The following is a 17,546-nucleotide window of genomic DNA, read 5'->3' on the forward strand; positions in this document are numbered from 1 at the left end:
CGCGATGTCGCTTTCGGGGGACGAGCCTAGAGTTCCGGTATCGCTTCAACGCCCCGAGGGGCACGGCAGATGAGGGAACCGGCGATGAGCAATCTCCTGACAGGCATGTCCGAATTCTACAACGCCGTCTGGCTCGATACCCGCCAGCCGGCGAAACACTCGGGCGACGGCGCTGGCCGCTATGATCCTTTCCGTCTGCTCGCCGTCTGGGAGGAGCGCATTCGCTTTCGCCAGCAGCTCGAGCTGATGGCCAAGAACAATCCAGAATTGCTCGATGATGTCGGGCTGACGAGAGCACAGGTCGACAGGGAAACGCGCAAGCCCTTCTGGCAGCGCTAGAGCGCTTCATCTTTAAACGGAAGCGATTCTGTTGGCTCAAAACGGCCGTTCCACACGAAGGATGGCGCAGGGCGATGCGGATCCATCGGGCAAGCCATCCGACACAGTGGGCGGCCGTTTTCAGCCAACCCGAAGGGCCGGATGAATTTCGGCCATTACCGGCGACGGCCGTCTCGACCGCAGCTTCTGCTGCGCTCTTCGCCAGCCGCCTTGGTCCTGGCCGAAATTCCTTCCGGCAGAATGCTTCTGTTTAAAGATGAAGCGCTCTAGGGTCTGGAGCCCGGCGAGTAATACGGCCGCCATGTGGCGGCCGTATTGTCGTCAGTTGCCGGCGCTTTCCATGCGCCGGGTGGCCAGCACCCGTTCCAGCCAGCCGATCTCCATCTCGGGAACCGACTTCAACAGCAGATCGGTATAGTCGTCGAAGGGTGGCGCCAGCACCTTGGACTTCGGCCCGAAGCGCACCAGTCGGCCGCGATGCATGACCGCGACGCTGTCGGCGATCGCCCGCACGATGGCGATGTCGTGGGTGATAAAGACATAGGAAACAGCGGTTTCCTCCTGAAGCTTCAGAAGCAGATTCAGGATGCCTTCGGCGACCAGCGGATCGAGGGCCGAGGTCGGTTCGTCGCAGAGGATCAGCTCCGGCTCTGCGGCAAGCGCCCGGGCGATGGCGACACGCTGCTTCTGCCCGCCGGAAAGCTCGGCCGGATAACGATCGAGGAAACGCGTTCCCATCTCGATCTGGTCGAGCAGTTCCTTGACCCGCGCCGTCTTCTTGGCGCCGTGCATGCCGAAGTAGAAGGACAGCGGGCGACCGACGATGTCGCGCACCGTCTGGCGCGGGTTCATCGCCGTATCGGCCATCTGGTAGATCATCTGGATACGGCGCAGCTCGTCAGTGCTGCGGCCCTTCAAGGCGCGCGGCAGTTCCTTGCCTTCGAAGGTGATGCGCCCTTCGGTCGGCGGCAGCAGGCCGGTTATGACGCGCGCCAGCGTCGACTTGCCTGAGCCGCTTTCGCCGACGATCGCCAGCGTTTGGCCCTTGGGCAGATGCATGGAAACATCGTGCAGAACCTTGAAGCCATTGCCATAGCCGGCGCTGACATGCTCGATCTTCAATTGCGTGCCGGTCTGGTCCGGCGCCTCGTCGCGTTTGGTCTGGCGCACGCTGACGAGTGCCCGGGTGTAGTCCTCCCGCGGCGCCTCGATCACTTGCTTGGTCGTGCCGTATTCCACCGTCTTGCCGTGGCGCAGCACCATGATGTCGTCGGAGATCTGGGCGACGACGGCCAGATCATGGGTGATGTAGAGCGCTGCGGTATGAGTTTCCTCGATCGCGTGCTTGATCGCCGCAAGCACGTCGATCTGCGTGGTGACGTCGAGCGCCGTCGTCGGTTCGTCAAAAACGATCAGCTCCGGGTTGGGGCAGAGCGCCATCGCGGTCATCGCCCGCTGCAGCTGGCCGCCCGAAACCTGGTGGGGATAACGTTCGCCGAAGCTTTCCGGGTTCGGTAGGCCGAGCACCTGGAAGAGATAAAGCGCGCGTTTCTTCGCCTCCTCACGGCTCATGATGCCGTGGCGAAGGGAGGCCTCGATCACCTGATCGCCGAGCCGGTGCGCCGGGTTGAAGGCGGCGGCCGCCGATTGAGCGACGTAGCAGACGCGTGCGCCGCGGATCGAGCGGATGCCGTTCTTGTCAAGCGTCAGGATGTCCTTGCCGTCGAGCAGCACTTGGCCCCCTGTGATGCGCACGCCGCCGCGGCCATAGGCGAGCGCCGACAGGCCGATGGTCGACTTGCCGGCGCCGGATTCGCCGATCAGCCCAAGCACCTTGCCCTTTTGGAGGTCGAAGGACACGCCTTCGACCAGGGTCACGGTTTTCGGCGGTTCGCCAGGGGGATAGCTGGTCGCCTCGATTTTCAGGTTCTTGACGGAAAGAAGCGCGTTCTTTGCAGATGAAGACTCAGGCATCGCCACGCCCTCCTTTCAGGCTGGAGGTTCGTTTCATCAGCCAGTCGACCACGAGGTTGACGCAGATCGCCAACGTCGCGATCGCAGCCCCCGGGATCAGCGCTGCGGAAATGCCGAAGATGATCCCGTCCTTGTTGTCCTTGACCATGCCGCCCCAGTCGGCGGCCGGCGGCTGGATGCCGAGACCGAGGAAGGAGAGGGTGGAGAGAAACAGGATGGAAAAGGCAAAGCGCAGGCCGAATTCGGCCAAGAGCGGCGACAGCGTGTTCGGCAGGATCTCGCGGAAGATGATCCAGGTGCTGCCTTCGCCGCGCAGCCGTGCCGCCTCGACGAATTCCATGACCGCGACGTCGAGCGCCACGGCACGGCCGATGCGGAAGACGCGGGTGGAATCGAGCACCGCCATGACCAGGATCAGGATCCACAGATGCTGCGGCAGCACCGCCAGCACGACGAGGGCGAAGATCAGTGTCGGGATCGCCATCATCAGATCGTTGAAGCGAGAGAAGAACTGGTCGACGAACCCGCCCATGACCGCAGCGGTGAACGAGAGGATCATGCCGAGCGAGAAGGACAGCACGGTTGCCGCCAGCGCCACGAAGATCGTGGTGCGGGCGCCATAGATCAAGCGCGAAAGCAGGTCGCGCCCGAGGTTGTCGGTGCCGAGCAGGAAATCGCCGCCGGCGGGCAGCCAAATGTCGCCAACGACATCACGTTCGCCGAAGGGGGCGATCACAGGTGCGAACAGGGCGCAGAAGATCGCGATGGCGATGCCGGCGATGCCGATCCAGGCGCTGAAGGGAATGGCTCTCAAGTTCATCGCGGGTGCCTCAGTCTCGGGTTGGCGAGAATGGCGAGAATGTCGGCCGCCATGTTGAGGAAGATGTAGAAGGCCGCGAAGATCAGGCCGCAGGCCTGCACGACCGGCATGTCGCGCACGGTCACGGCATCCACCATGTATTGCCCCATGCCGGGATAGACGAAGACCACCTCGACCACGACGACGCCGACGACGAGATAGGCAAGGTTGAGCGCGATGACGTTGATGACGGGTGCCACGGCATTGGGCGCGGCGTGGCGGGCGATGATGCGGAACATGCCGAGGCCCTTGAGCTCGGCAGTCTCGACATAGGCCGACGACATGACGTTGAGGATCGCCGCCCTGGTCATGCGCATCATGTGGGCGAGAACGACGAGCACGAGGGTTGCGACCGGAAGTGCGATCGCCGAAAGCCGCTCGGTGAAGCTCATGCTGTCATAGACGGTCGCGGGGAAGGTCGCGACGCCGAATTTGACCGCGAAGAACATGATCAGGAGATAGCCGACGAAAAACTCGGGCAGGGAGATGGCCGCGAGCGAGACGACGTTGATGATCTTGTCCGGCAGGCGGTTGCGGAACTGCACCGCCAGCATGCCGAGGCCGACGGCGAGCGGCACCGAGACGATCGCGGCGAAGAACGCCAGGAACAGCGAATTGCCGAGACGCTTGGCGATCTGTTCGCCGACCGAGTTCTTGCTGGCCCAGGAGGTGCCGAAGTCGCCTTGCACGGCGCCGCCGAGCCAGGAAAGATAACGCTCGCTCCAGGGGCGGTCGAGGCCGAGATCCTTGCGGATGTTCTCCACGGCCTGCGGCGTTGCCGACTGGCCGAGATAGGTGGTGGCGAAGTCGCCGGGCAGCGCTTCGATGCCGCCGAAGATCATCAGCGACACGGCAAAGAGCAGGCCGACGCTTAAGCCGAGGCGCTGAAGGATCAGCGCCGCGAGAGGGCGGCGAAAGATGAAGCGCCGCCAGAAGGTGCCGCCGAGTTCGCCCTGGGCGTCGGCGGGGTTGGGTTTTGCTGGTACACCGGAAAGATCGGCAGACCGCGGATGTGCTCCATCCGCGGTCCCATCCGTCGGAACCGGACCAGTCATCGGTCCGCTTTCCATCATCAGGCGTCGAGCCAGACGCGGGTTGCGACGTAGCCGTTCGACATGTCGTTGCCGATGTCGTGGACGTAGCCCTTCACCTGCTTGGTGGAGGCGTTCACGAAGTCGTTGAACATCGGCAGGATCAGGCCGCCTTCGTCGCGCACCATCATCGCCATGGTACGATACATGTCCTTGCGCTTGGCCTCGTCCAGCTCGGAGCGGGCTTCGAGCAGGATCTTGTCGAAATCCTCGCGCTGGAAGCGCGTGTCGTTCCAGTCGGCACCAGAGTGGTAGGCGGTCGAGTACATCTGGTCCTGGGTCGGCCGCCCGCCCCAGTAGGAGGTCGAGAAGGGCTGGACGTTCCAGACGTTGGTCCAGTAGCCGTCGCCCGGTTCGCGCTTGACCTCGATCTCGATGCCGGCCTTCTTGGCGCTTTCCTGGTAGAGAACCGCCGCGTCCACCGCGCCCGGGAAGGCGACGTCGGAGGTGCGCAGCAGCACCGAGCCGCTGTGGCCCGACTTCTTGTAGTGGAAGGCCGCCTTGTCCGGGTCGTAGGCGCGCTGTTCGATGCCCTCGGGGAAGAGGGCATAGGTGTCGTTGATCGGGAAGTCGTTGCCGACCTTGCCGTAGCCGCCGAGGATGCGTTCGACCATGGTCTCGCGATCCATTGCGTATTTCAGCGCCAGGCGCAGGTCGTTGTTGTCGAACGGTGCGGTGTTGCAATGCATGATGAATACGTAGTGGCCGCGGCCTGACGTGTTCAGGATCTCGACAGTGGGCGCCTTCTTCAACAGGTTGACCGTCTTCGGATCAACACGGTTGATGAAGTGCACCTGGCCGGAGGAAAGCGCGGCGATACGCGCCGTCGCATCGTTTATGGCGATGATTTCGATCGTATCCACGTAGCCGCGGTCCGTGCGCCAGTCATCGGCATTCTTTTCGAAGGTGGCGCGCACGCCCGGTTCGAAGCTGGCCACCTTGTAAGGCCCGGTGCCGATCATGGCGTCGGGATTGTCCAAGCCGCCGTTCGGCTGAATGATGAGGTGGTAGTCGGAAAGCAGCAGTGGCAGGTCGGCGTTGCCTTCCGTCAGTGCCAGCACCAGCTTGTCGCCGTCGGCCTTGATTTCCTTGATCGACTTCATCACGCCGAGTGCGCCCGATTCCGACTTGTCATCGGTGTGACGCAGCAGGGTCTTGATCACGTCGTCGACTGTCAGTTCCTTGCCGTCATGGAACTTCACGCCCTTGCGGATGGCGAAGGTCCAGGTCGAGGCGTCGGCCGATGGCTCCCAGGATTCGGCGAGTGCCGGCACGGGTGCGCCGGTGGTCGGATGGCTTTCGACCAGCATGTCGCCCCAGTTTCTGCCGACGACGAACATGAACTGCGACAGTGCCTTGGCCGGGTCCTTCGAGTCGGTCGCGGCAGCGCCTTCGAGGCCGAGTTTCAGATGGCCGCCGCGCTTCGGCTCCTGGGCCGCGGCGCTGGTGGCAAACAGCGTGCCGGCGGTCGATGCGAGGATGCCGGCTGCAGCCGCGCGTCCGAGAAATTCACGCCGGTTCATCTTGCCGAGCATGACCTGTCGTGTGAGGTAATCCTTGTAATCGCTCATTCCCCTGTTCCCTTCTGTGTCGGCATTCGCCGTTCGTTGTGGTTGGTAGAGATTGCTGCGTACCGCCACCTTGTGGATGGCTTTCGGATCGGCCGTTTGGGCCATTGTTTGTCTTCGATTGCCTCGTTGCTCCTTTCTCGGGCGGACGCTGCGGGTTCAGATCAATAAGCCTAATCGCTTGGATGAACCTTGTAACGTCCTAAATTATAATTCATTTCCATAAGCTGCATTTATGAATAAGCCTCCGGCGGCGCGCGGGAACCCCCGCGCGTTCCATGACGTCGTTGCGCCGGTTCACCGGCCCGTTGTCAGTCCTGCGCCGCCCGTGGCAGCGTCTGTCAGCGGCCCTTCCAGACCGGGTCGCGCTTCTCGGCAAACGCCTTGGCGCCTTCCAGCTGGTCCTCGCTCGAATAGAGAATGTCGACGGTCTTGAACTGCCGGCGGGTGATCTTGTTCATCGTCGTCTGGAAGGTCTCGCCCTCGGCTGAGCGCACCACTTCCTTGATGGCGGCATAGACGAGCGGCGGTCCGCTTTCGAGCAGTCGAGCCAGCTCCCAGGCGCGCGCCATCAGCTTGTCGGCAGGCAGGATCTCGTTGACGAAGCCCCAGCGGTTGGCTTCGACGACGTCGAGCCAACGGCCGGTCAGGAGCATGTCCATGGCGATGTGATAGGGGATGCGCTTCGGCAGCTTGATCGAGGCGGCGTCAGCCACGGTGCCCGAGCGGATTTCCGGCAATGCAAAGGTCGCGTGTTCGGCGGCGAGAATGAGGTCGGTCGAGAGCGCGATTTCGAGACCGCCGCCACAGCAGATGCCGTTGACGGCTGATATCACAGGCTTGTTGAGGTCGCGCAGTTCCTGCATGCCGCCGAAACCGCCGATGCCGTAGTCGCCGTCGACCGCGTCGCCGTCAGCGGCTGCCTTCAGGTCCCACCCAGGACAGAAGAATTTTTCGCCAGCTCCGGTGATGATGGCGACGCGCAGCGTGTCGTCGTCGCGAAAGTCGCGGAAGATCTCGCCCATCACCCGGCTGGTTTTCAGGTCGATGGCATTCGCCTTCGGCCGGTCAATCGTGACTTCGAGAATGCTGCCTTCGCGGCGGGTAAGGATCGGTCCGGTCATGGCGTCAGTTCCTCCGGCGGATCAGGGCGTCGGCGGCGATGGCTCCATGGCCTTCCGGTAACACCATTAAAGGATTGATATCGAGTTCTTCGAGCTTTGAAGCGTTTGAAACGACATAGGATGCCGCAGCGGCGACAGCGTCGGCAAGGGCTGCGAAATCGCCCTTCGGTCCGCCGCGATAGCCGTCGAGCAGCTTGCGGATCTTCAGGCCGTCGATCGCCTCGCGGATCAGATCCGGCGTCGTCGGCAGCGTCAGGATTGCGGAATCATCCAAGAGTTCCACGAGGATACCGCCGGCGCCGATGGTCAGCACCGGACCGGCGACCGGATCACGCATCGCGCCGATGATCAATTCGGCGACGGGCTTTGCCACCATCTTCTCGACCAGATAACCGGAGGCGACCGAAGCCATGGCTTCCGCCGCATCAAGCACCTCCGCGCTGCTTGTCAGGTTCAGCTTGACGGCACCCGCCTCGGTCTTGTGGGCGACGCCCAGGCCCTTGAGGACGACGGGGAAGCCGAGGCTTTCGGCAGCGCTGGCGGCCTCCTGCGGTGTCGATGCGGGCTTGCCCTTTGGGATCCTGAGGCCGGAGGCGGAAAGCTCGGTCTTTGCTTCATGCTCGCTGAGCGTGATGGCATTGCCGCCGCCGGAAACGCCGCCGTTCAAGAGCTTTGGTGGGGCGGGCCTTGCCCAGGCTGCACCGATGCCGGCCGCGGTCTCCACGGCCGCTAAGGCCTCGTCGATGCCGAAGAAGGGGATGACACCGGCCGCCATCAGCGACAGCGCCGTCTGTTCCGGCATGTTTTCGCCGAGGCTGGCGACGATGCCGGCGCGTGCGCCGGTCGCTTTCGCCGCGTCGATCACCGCATCGCAGGTCGTCACCCAGTCCGCGGCGTCGCAGCGGTCCTGGCGAGGAAAGTCGAGCACGATGAGGTTGAGCGCATAATCGCCCTTCATCATGGCGCTGAAGGCGGTCGTCTGTTTCTCGCGATGGCCCCAGACGAAGGTGTGGTAGTCGAGCGGGTTGGCGATGGTCACCATCTCGCCAAGACTTTCCTTCAGGGGCCGCCGCTGTTCCTCTCTGAGTGCCCGGAAGTTGACGCGATAGCGCACGCCAGCATCAGCCATCAGCGAGGCCTCGCCGCCGGAGCAGCTCATCGAGGAGATCTCGTTGCTTTCGAGCGGGCCGGCGACATGTAGCAGCTTCAGCGTTTCGAGCAGCGCCGGCAGCGTATCGACGCGGCCGATGCCGAGACGGGCGAGCAGCGCCGAGGAAACCCGGTCGTTTCCGGCAAGCGAGGCCGTGTGCGAGACCGTGGCAAGCTGCGCTGCCTCCGACTTGCCGACCTTCAGCGTCACCACCGGCTTGCCGAGTTCGCGGGCGCGGGTTGCCAGCCGCTCGAGTGCGGCGATGCTGTCGAAGCCCTCGATATGCAGGCCGACGGCGGTGACGCGCGGATCTTCGAGCACAGCGCAGGCAATGTCGGACAGGCCGGTTTGCGCCTGGTTGCCGGCGGTCATGAGATAGGCGAGCGGCAGGCCGCGCGTCTGCATCGAGATGTTGCAGGCGATGTTGGAGGATTGCGTCAGGACGGCGACGCCTTTTTCGACGCGCTGCATGCCGTGCTGGTCGGGCCAGAGCAGGGCGCCGTCGAGCATGTTGATGAAGCCGTAGCAATTGGGGCCGACGATCGGCATGTCGCCGGCAGCGGCAACCAACGCCTCCTGCATGTCGTTGCCGTCATCGAGTTCGCTTGCCGCCTCGCGAAAGCCGGAGGCATAGCAGACGGCGCCGCCGGCACCGCGTGCCGAAAGTGCCGCAATGATGTCGATGGTCAGCTGGCGGTTGACGCCGACGAAGGAGGCGTCCGGTGCCCCCGGAAGGTCGGCGACCGAGCGGTAGCACTTGCGGCCGAGGATCTGAACCTCCCGCGGGTGCACCGGCCAGATATCGCCGGCAAAGCCCATCTTGTCGCATTGTTCGATGACCCGCCGCGCCTCCTTGCCGCCGAAGACGGCAATGGATTTTGGTCGGATCAAGCGGTCGAGCGAGCGGATGGTCATGCTGCTTCTGACCCCCTCATTCCTGTGCTCGTCACAGGAATCCAGCCGGCTTGCGTCTGCAAGCCGGTGAAGCGGTTCTCTGTCTCAGATGCGGTGCTCGAAGGGTCAAGCGCGGCACGGACGTGCCGCTGCTGGATTCCCGTGACGAGCACGGGAATGAAGGAGGGAGAGGAGGTGTGCTCAATCATTCCCTCACGCTCCCAGCGGTCGCAGCAGATCGCGGCTGATGATATGGCGCTGGATTTCGGAGGTGCCGTCCCAGATGCGCTCGACGCGGGCGTCGCGCCAGAAGCGGGCGAGCGGCAGGTCGTCCATCAGCCCCATGCCGCCGAAGATCTGGATCGCCTCGTCGGTGACGCGGGCGAGCATTTCGGTGGCGAAGACCTTGGCCGAGGCGATCTCGCGGTTGGAGGGCAGCCCCTGGTCGAGGCGCCAGGCGGCCGACAGCGTCAGGAGATCGGCAGCGTCGATCTCGGTGATCATGTCGGCGAGCTTGAAGGAAACGCCCTGGTTGGCGCCGATCGGCTTGCCGAACTGCTTGCGCTCGGCGGCATAGTTGAGCGCATAATCGAAGGCGCGCCGCGCCCGGCCGACCGAGGTCGCCGCCACCGTCAGCCGCGTGGCGAACAGCCAGTCGTTGGCGACGTCGAAGCCCTTGTGCACTTCGCCGAGGATCTGGGCGGAGGGCAGGCGGCAATCGTCGAAGGTCAGGATGCAGTTGTTGTAGCCGCGATGGGAGACGGAGCTGTATCCCTTGCGGATCTCGAAGCCGGGGGTGCCGCGGTCGACAAGGAAGCAGGTGATCTTCTTCTTCGGTCCGCGCGGTGTCTCTTCCTCACCGGTGGCGATGAAGACGATGACGAAATCGGCGATGTCGGCATGGCTGATGAAATGTTTGGTGCCGTTGACGATCCAGTCGTCGCCGTCCTTGCGGGCAAGGCACTTCATGCCGCGCACGTCCGAGCCGGCATCCGGCTCGGTCATGGCCAGCGCGTCGAACTTGTCGCCCCTGACCGCCGGCAACAGGTATCTTTCACGCTGCTCGTCGTTGCAGGCCATCAGGATGCCCGAGGGCCGGCCGAAGAAGACGGTAAGGCCCATCGAGCCGCGGCCGAGTTCGCGCTCGACCAGCGTGAAGGAGGTGTGATCAAGGCCAGCGCCGCCGACTTCCTCGGGGAAATTGCAGCCGAAGAAACCGATCTCCTTGCATTTGCGGGCGATCTCCTGGCCGAGTTCGCGCGGCACGATGCCGGTGCGCTCGACCTCGTCCTCATGCGGATAGATTTCGGTCTCGACGAAGCTGCGGACCGTGTCGACGATCATCTGCTGTTCTTCGGTCAGTGCGAAATTCATGTGTTCTCCCTCGCAATTCTATCTGCCTGCCGGTGGCCGATCTCCCCATCGGCCCGCTGGCATGTGTGGTTGCCTGCCCCTCTCCTCGGGTTTAACCCGAGGACTAGCCCTCTCCCCGCAGACGGGGAGAGGGGACGCTTTTACGGCTTGCTCCCCCACGGCCTAAGTCAGCGGCGAGCGGCTGCGGCATTTCCCTTCTCCCCGTGCACGGGGAGAAGGTCGCGGCAGCGGGATGAGGGGCGTTCGCCCGACATTGCCCGCGTTCCTTCGCAAGCCGAAGAAGCGGTCCTCAGCGCTTCTGGCCGACGAAGCGCCCGACACCTTCCGGTGCCGGTAGCTTCGCATGCTCTTCGGCGATGGCGCTCAGTTTGCTCAGCACGTGTTTCGGCGCAGGCACGGACTTGCCGGCCTTGCTGTCGACATGCAGCATCATCTGCTCGGCGGTGGCGACCGCTTCCTTCGTCTCGGCATTGTAGATCGTCGAGAAGAGGTGCAGGCGCTTTTCGTCCGAGGACAGAAGCTGGCAGGTCGAATAGAGCGCATCGCCGAGCTTGGCCTCGCCGAGATTGCGGATATGGGTCTCGACCGTATAGTAGCTGTGGCCGTCGCGGACATAGTCTAGGTCGACGCCGATGAGGCGCAGCAGGCCGTCGGAGGTGTCGCCGAATACCTGGAGGTAGCGGTGCTCGGTCATGTGGCCGTTATAGTCGACCCAGGCGCCGCTGACCTTGGTGTCGAGAATGTGCAGCGGTTTGACTTCGCCGAGATCGGCTTCCGGCTTCTTGGCATTGGCCCAGAGTTTCGCCTCGAAGTCGGCAAGCAGCTTGCCGGCACCCCAGCCTTCGCCGCCATTGCCTGATTTCAGCGCGTGCATGATGCCGACGAGGTTTTCGTCGCGGATGCGCTCGAGCTCGCGGATCGAGCGGCCGGCGGCCTGCGCGTCCGACTGGGCGCCGATCTTTTCGACCAGCGCATCGTCGAGATCGACGACGTCGGTGAACTTCGTCCAGGGCCATTTGAGGCAGGGGCCGAACTGGGCGAGGAAGTGGCGCATGCCGGCTTCGCCGCCGGCGATGCGGTAGGTCTCGAACAGGCCCATCTGCGCCCAGCGCATGCCGAAGGAGTAACGCATGACGTTGTCGAGCGTCTCGGTATCGCAGATGTCGTCCTGGATCAGCCAGAGCGCCTCGCGCCAGAGCGCTTCCAGCAGGCGGTCGCCGACGAAGGCCTCGATTTCCTTGGCGATGACGACGCCCTTCATGCCGATCTGCTCGACGCCCTGCATGGCGCGTTCGATCGTTTGCTTCGTCGTCTCCTTGCCGCCGACCAGTTCGACGAGTGGCAAGAGGTAGACCGGATTATAGGGATGCGCCACGAACATGCGCTCGGGATGGCGCATCTCGGCCTGCAGGTCGGATGGCAGCAGGCCTGAGGTTGACGAGCCGATCAGGGCATCGGGCCTTGCGGCTGCGTCGATCTCAGTGATGACGCCGCGCTTCAGCTCCAGCCGTTCCGGCACGCTTTCCTGAATCCAATCAGCGTCCTTGACCGTTTCCTCGATGCTTTTGCAGAAGGTGAGTTTTCCCTTCGGCGGCAGCGGCGCCATGGTCAGCATGGCATAGGCGCGCTCGGCATTGGCCATGACTTCGCCGATGATGCGCTCGGCTTCCGGATGCGGATCGAAGATCTTCACATCGATGCCGGCGAGCGCGAAGCGTGCGACCCAGGCGCCGCCGATGACGCCGCCGCCGACACAGGCTGCATTCTTGATTTCGGTCATTCCTCACCTCGACTTCTTGAATTGCAAACTGCCCCTCTCCTCGGGTTTAACCCGAGGACTAACCCTCTCCCCGCATGCGGGGAGAGGGGACTGAATGCCCCAGGCTTGCTGCCTTCTCCCCGTCTTGCGGGGAGAAGGCGCCGGCAGGCGGATGAGGGGCGCTTCCCTCACCGCGCGGATGAGGGGCCGCGGCGCGACGGGCTCAGCGCTTCGTCAGCTTCAGTTTCTCGCGGACCTCTTTGGGTCCGATGATCTTGGCGCCCATGCCTTCGATGACGCCGACTGCCTTTTCGACGAGCTGGCCGTTGGTCGCGAGCTGGCCCTTGCCGATATAGAGGTTGTCTTCGAGGCCGACGCGGACGTTGCCGCCGGCAAGGATGGCCGCTGCCGGGTAGGCGAGCGCGTTGCGGCCGATGGAGAAGGCCGAGAAGGTCCAGTTATCAGGCACGTTGTTGACCATGGCCATGAAGGTGTTGAGATCGTCCGGCGCGCCCCACGGAATGCCCATGCAGAGCTGGATCAGCACCGGATCCTCGATCAGGCCTTCCTCGGCGAGCTGCTTGGCGAACCAGAGATGGCCGGTGTCGAAGGCCTCGATCTCGGGGCGCACGCCGAGCGCCGTCATCTGGCGGGCCATTTCACGCAGCATCGACGGCGTGTTGGTCATGACATAGTCGCCGAGCGAGAAGTTCATCGTGCCGCAGTCGAGCGTGCAGATCTCCGGCAGACAGTCGGCGACATGGGCGACGCGCTCGGTGGCGCCCGCCATGTCGGTGCCTTTTTCATTGACCGGGAAGGGGCTTTCGACGTTGCCGAAAACGAGGTCCCCGCCCATGCCAGCCGTCAGATTGAGCACGACGTCGACATCGGCGGAGCGAATGCGGTCGGTGACTTCGCGGTAGAGGTCGAGCCTGCGGGCCGGCGCGCCGGTCTCCGGATCGCGGACGTGGCAGTGGGCCACGGCAGCACCCGCCTTGGCGGCTTCGATGGCGGCGTCGGCAATCTGCTTCGGCGTGATCGGGACGTGGCTGGACTTTGAAACGGTGTCGCCGGCGCCGGTAACGGCACAGGTGATGAATACCTCGCGGTTCATGCTGAGCGGCATTGCTGTCTCCCTTTTTATTGAGGCCATTACGAGCCAAGAACGACGGCGCTGCTTTTCATAATCGGTTCTGTCCTTTACATTATCGGCAACGAGGCGGAGAAGTTTGCACATGGATCAAAACGTTTCGCAGGTGCAGCACGCCGACATCCTGGTGTTGCCGGAGACCAATCTGATCCTCGTTGCCTCGGTGATCGAGCCGATGCGCGCCGCCAACCGCATCGCCGGCCGGCCGCTCTACAGCTGGACGCTCTACAGCCCGGACGGCGCGCCGATCGAAACCAAGAGCGGCATTCCCATCCCGGTCTCCGGCGCCTTCCGGCCGCAGCGCGAGACGGCGCCGCTCTTCATCCTGTCGAGCTACAACTGGCAGAGGAGCGCGACCTCGCAGCTGAAGATGATGCTGTCGCAGACGGCCCGGCATCGCGAGCTGATGGCGGGTATCGAGTCCGGCTCCTGGCTGCTTGCTGAAACGAGCCTGCTCGACAATTCCAAGGCAACGACCCACTGGGAGGATTTCGAGGACTTCACCACCACCTATCCGCAGGTGACGATGGTGCGCGAGCGGTTCGTCATCGACGGCAAGCGCATCACCACCGGCGGTTCGCTGCCGACTCTCGACCTGATGCTGGAGCTGATCCGCCGGGCGCACGGCTATTCGCTGGCGCTCGAAGTATCGCGGCTGTTCATCTACGAGCAGGAGCGCACCCGCGGCGACCTCTTGCAGATGCCGGCGATCGGCAATATGCGCATCCTTGACCCCCGTGTGGGTGCTGCGGTCAAGCTGATGGAGGAAACCGTCGAGGCACCGCTGACGCTTGCGCGTCTCGCCCGCCGCATCGGCGTCAGCGTTCGGCACCTGCAGGACCTGTTTCGCGATACGATGGGGGTCGGGCCGCACGAACATTACCTGGCGCTGCGCCTCAACGCGGCGCGGCGCAAGGTGATCGAGACGCGCATGGAATTCGCCGACATCGCCGCGATCTCCGGCTTCAATTCGTCGTCGTCGTTTTCACGCAGCTACCGCGCGCACTACCGCGAGAGCCCGAGCGAGACACGGCGGCGGCTGAAGCTCGGCCATGGTGCCGAGGAGCGCAGCCGCGGCTCGGAAAATGCCATCGGCAAGGCCGAGTCGACTGGACATACCTAATTTGCGCGCTGGGAAACGCAGGTTTGGAGGCACTGATTCAACAACCTCACGGGTTGATTCAACGACACGATATTGCCGAGTCGTTTCAGGCCTTTGGCGGCGAATGATGAGGAAGCGATTCCGCTGGTCGCGATCATCCCGGCAAGGTTGTCGTTGCCTGCGGGCCTGCTTTCATCATGCCGATCATCAGGTCGCCGACCTCGCTGGAAAAGGCGCCGCGCGGCCAGACGAGCGTCAGCGACTGGCGGTAGAGCGGCCCCAGCCGGATCATGGCGGGTGGTCGCTGGACGCGTGACAGCGAGGTTTCCGGCAGCACCGAGAGGTAGCCGTGATGGCTGACCAGGTTGATGATGACGGGAATGGAATCGACCTCGACCAGCGTCACGCGGCGACGTTCCGCCTCACTGAGCGTGTCTTCGAGAAAGCGGGCGACCTCACGGCGCAGGCCGCTGCGCGCGCTCGGCACGGCGATCGGGCAGGTGGCGAGCAGCCGTGGGAGATCGCCGCCCATTTCGGACAATGCTGGCGCCGGACCGGCCAGCACCAGCGGCGTTTCGGACACGAGACGGCCGTCGAAGTCAGGCGGAATACCGGCGACATCGAGCAGGGCGGCGTCGAAGCGCCGGCTCTTGAGACCGGCCAGAAGCTCATCGGCAGTGGTGCTGGAAATAAAGAGCGATTGTCGCGGACGGGAGCGGTGCCAGGTGGCCGTCAGCGCCGCCAGCATGCGGGCGATCTCGCTTTCCGGCCCAAGCGGCATGACGGCGCCGAGGCGCCAGGTGGTGACGTCGCGACGGAACCGGTCGGCCGAGGCGCGCGTCAGCCGCATCCAGATGTCGAGCAGGCGTTCGACTTCAGGGATGATGTCGAGGCCGGCCGGCGTGCAGGCGATGCCACCGTGGGAGCGCTCAAGCAATCGGCATTGGAGATGACGTTCGAGATCGGCGATCTGCCGCGTCAGTTGCGGCTGACCGAGGCCCAGCGTGCGGGCGGCGGCCCGGATGCTGCCGGCCCGGGCGATCCGCACGAAACGATCGAGCGCGACGAGGCCGACGGGTGGGACCGCGGCGAGGCCGACGGGTGGGACCGCGGCGAGGCCGACGGGCGGGATCGCGCTCGGTGGCTCCGCATAGGCGGTGGCGAGCAGCGCCCGGATCGTGGCGCTTGCTTCGGTCACATCGGCCTGTCGCGCGCGCGCCTCCAGGGTCAGGACCATGAGGCCGCCGTCGCGGCGGAAGAGGGGAATGGAAACGGCCTGCTCGAAGCGGCGAACGGCGGCGCTGACGCTCGACGGCGCGCGCCCGCTTGAGGTGGCGGCGCGCCTGATGCCGCCTTCGCGCATGACGGCCTCGACGAGCAGGATCGTGGCGATATCCATTCCGCAAATTCTCCGCCGGCACCATCGCCGGAACCATGTTCGGCTTTAGGCATCGGCCGTTCCGGATTTGGGATATATCACGACAGTGAACAAAACGCATAGCATGCGGGCAGACGACCCTTCATCCGAAGAGGTGGGAGCGCATCAAGTCTTTGCATCCACGCATCGTTTCGGCATCGAGGCGCGTCGCGTGGTAAGGTATTTTCGGCATGCTGCAACAGATCAAGTCTATCGTTCTCTGCGGGAAACCGCTCGACTTCGCGACGCTCGAGGAAATCGGCTCGGGCGCGGCGCGGCCGGTCGCGGACGAGGGCGGCATGGAGCGGGTCGCCGCAGCGCACAAGGTGATCGCCGATCGCATCGCGCTCGGCCTGCCGGTCTACGGCTCCAACACCGGTGTCGGTTCGATGAAGGACCGGCTCTGGACCGCGGATGATCTGGCCGAGTTCAACACCTCGCTGGTGCGCGCCCATCATTTCGGCACCGGCGAATTCTTCACGGTGCCGATCGTGCGCAAGGCGATCGCCATCCGCTGCAACACCGCGATGCGCGGGCACACCGGCTGCAGCCCCGAGCTGATCACTGCCTTCCTGGCGCTGGTCGAGCACGACATCATTCCGGCGGTGCGCCGCCATGGCTCGATGGGCTGCGCCGATATCGGCCTGATGGGACAGATCGCGGCTGTCCTGACCGGGGTCGGCGAAGCCTATCATCGCGGCCGGCTGGTGCCGGCTGAAACGGCGCTCGCCGATGCCGGGCTGAAACCGTTGAAGATGCAGCCGCGCGACGCACTTGCCGCGCTCAGCGTCAATGCGATTGCCTATTCGGCGGCCGCCGATGTGCTGCGCGAGGCGGCGGCGGCAATCCGCGTGCTGCTCGTCACCGGCGTGATGTCGTCGCAGGCGCTTGGCGCGTCGGCCGACCCGTGGCGGGTGGCGGCGACGCTGTCGACGCGCGGCGAAGCGCTGGTCGGCTCTTGGCTCTACGGCCAGTCCGGCGTTGCCGACTGGCCCTTGCCGACGGCGATCCACGACCCCTTGAGCCTGCGCATGACCGCCCAGGTGTTCGGCGCCGTTGTCGATACGTTGCTGGTGGCCGCCGGCCGGCTGGTCGAGGCGACCTATCTTTCGGATGATAATCCGGTGGTGCTCGGCGGCCAGGTGCATGCGTCGGGCGCGTCGCTGCCCTTGACGACGACGCTCTATGTCGAGACGGCGCAGATCGCCTTTTCCCATGTGGCGCGCAACGTGCTCAATCGCTGTATCCTTCTGTCGAACGGCGGACGTCGCAACCTGCCGGTCAATCTGGTAGCGCCGGGCGAAATCGCCACCGGCCTCGGCCCGCTGATGAAGCTTGCGGTCGAGCTTTACATGCGCGTGCAGTCGATGGCGGTGCCGCTTTCGGCCCAGTCGATCGTCGTTGCCGGCGGGCTGGAGGAAGAGGCGACCTTCCTGCCCTTGATCGTCGAGCGCATGGAAACGCAGGTGCGCGATCTCAGGCAACTGGCGGCGATCGAGGCGATCCTGTCGTCGCAGGCGATCGATCTCGTCGGCGACGCGCCGCAGGGGATCGTCAAGCTTGCGCATGAGCGTACCCGTTCGATCAGCCCGATGTATGTCAAGGACCGGCCGCTTTCGAAGGAGATCGAGGCGCTGCAGGACGCGTTTACCTGCCATGAGCTGCTGCGCACTTTCGTCACCATGGCGCCGATGCCGGAGTTCGACGACTTCTTTGCGCTGAGCAAGTGATCCAAGACTGATCCA

13 protein-coding genes are annotated in these 17,546 nt (G+C 64.3%); 3 read left to right on the forward strand and 10 right to left on the reverse strand.

All coding sequences use genetic code 11. The features are described 5' to 3' along the window. Positions 1-84 precede the first annotated feature (84 nt). The gene (locus tag AC244_RS37470) at positions 85-339 is read left to right on the forward strand and encodes a DUF1127 domain-containing protein (protein WP_053248327.1); all 255 of its coding nucleotides are present in this window, start codon (positions 85-87) and stop codon (positions 337-339) included. Positions 340-660: 321 nt separating this feature from the next. On the opposite strand, the gene AC244_RS08595 is transcribed toward AC244_RS37470, so the two are convergent. The 9 genes from AC244_RS08595 to AC244_RS08635 all read right to left on the reverse strand — a co-directional run bounded on the left by AC244_RS08595 (position 661) and on the right by AC244_RS08635 (position 13,258). After that, positions 661-2,313, reverse strand: coding sequence for an ABC transporter ATP-binding protein (locus AC244_RS08595; RefSeq protein WP_053248449.1), 1,653 nt, complete (start codon positions 2,311-2,313; stop codon positions 661-663). Next, positions 2,306-3,133 (reverse strand): ABC transporter permease, encoded by an 828-nt coding sequence (locus AC244_RS08600; RefSeq protein WP_053248329.1) that lies wholly within the window; start codon positions 3,131-3,133, stop codon positions 2,306-2,308. Before AC244_RS08600 ends, AC244_RS08595 begins: the two co-directional genes overlap by 8 nt. Continuing rightward, positions 3,130-4,245 carry an ABC transporter permease gene (locus tag AC244_RS08605; RefSeq protein ID WP_053248330.1) on the reverse strand — a complete coding sequence of 372 codons (1,116 nt, stop codon included), beginning with the start codon at positions 4,243-4,245 and terminating at the stop codon, positions 3,130-3,132. Before AC244_RS08605 ends, AC244_RS08600 begins: the two co-directional genes overlap by 4 nt. After that, positions 4,245-5,834, reverse strand: coding sequence for an ABC transporter substrate-binding protein (locus tag AC244_RS08610; RefSeq protein WP_053248331.1), 1,590 nt, complete (start codon positions 5,832-5,834; stop codon positions 4,245-4,247). The genes AC244_RS08605 and AC244_RS08610 overlap by 1 nt, the downstream gene beginning before the upstream one ends. 338 nt (positions 5,835-6,172) lie before the next feature. Then, entirely contained in the window at positions 6,173-6,955 is a 783-nt protein-coding gene (locus AC244_RS08615) for a carnitinyl-CoA dehydratase (RefSeq protein WP_053248332.1), read from the reverse strand. Positions 6,956-6,959: 4 nt separating this feature from the next. Then, positions 6,960-9,020, reverse strand: coding sequence for an acetate--CoA ligase family protein (locus AC244_RS08620; protein ID WP_053248333.1), 2,061 nt, complete (start codon positions 9,018-9,020; stop codon positions 6,960-6,962). Positions 9,021-9,212: 192 nt separating this feature from the next. Then, entirely contained in the window at positions 9,213-10,373 is a 1,161-nt protein-coding gene (locus AC244_RS08625; protein ID WP_053248334.1) for an acyl-CoA dehydrogenase family protein, read from the reverse strand. Positions 10,374-10,662: 289 nt separating this feature from the next. After that, a complete protein-coding gene (locus tag AC244_RS08630) occupies positions 10,663-12,153 on the reverse strand; it encodes a carnitine 3-dehydrogenase (protein ID WP_053248335.1) in 1,491 nt (496 codons plus the stop codon). 202 nt (positions 12,154-12,355) lie between these two features. Continuing rightward, a complete protein-coding gene (locus tag AC244_RS08635; protein WP_053248336.1) occupies positions 12,356-13,258 on the reverse strand; it encodes a 3-keto-5-aminohexanoate cleavage protein in 903 nt (300 codons plus the stop codon). 109 nt (positions 13,259-13,367) lie between these two features. Here AC244_RS08635 and AC244_RS38755 point away from each other — a divergent pair, with 109 nt between their 5' ends. Beyond that, the gene (locus AC244_RS38755; protein ID WP_414735886.1) at positions 13,368-14,405 is read left to right on the forward strand and encodes a GlxA family transcriptional regulator; all 1,038 of its coding nucleotides are present in this window, start codon (positions 13,368-13,370) and stop codon (positions 14,403-14,405) included. A gap of 133 nt (positions 14,406-14,538) precedes the next feature. Here AC244_RS38755 and AC244_RS08645 read toward each other — a convergent pair whose 3' ends face one another. Continuing rightward, positions 14,539-15,783, reverse strand: coding sequence for a LysR family transcriptional regulator (locus AC244_RS08645; RefSeq protein ID WP_053248337.1), 1,245 nt, complete (start codon positions 15,781-15,783; stop codon positions 14,539-14,541). A gap of 209 nt (positions 15,784-15,992) precedes the next feature. Here AC244_RS08645 and AC244_RS08650 point away from each other — a divergent pair, with 209 nt between their 5' ends. After that, positions 15,993-17,531, forward strand: a complete 1,539-nt coding sequence (locus AC244_RS08650) for an aromatic amino acid lyase (RefSeq protein ID WP_053248338.1) — start codon at positions 15,993-15,995, stop codon at positions 17,529-17,531. Positions 17,532-17,546 lie beyond the last annotated feature (15 nt).

It is taken from the genome of Ensifer adhaerens (assembly GCF_001270265.1).
In the GTDB taxonomy this organism is placed as follows: domain Bacteria; phylum Pseudomonadota; class Alphaproteobacteria; order Rhizobiales; family Rhizobiaceae; genus Ensifer; species Ensifer adhaerens_B.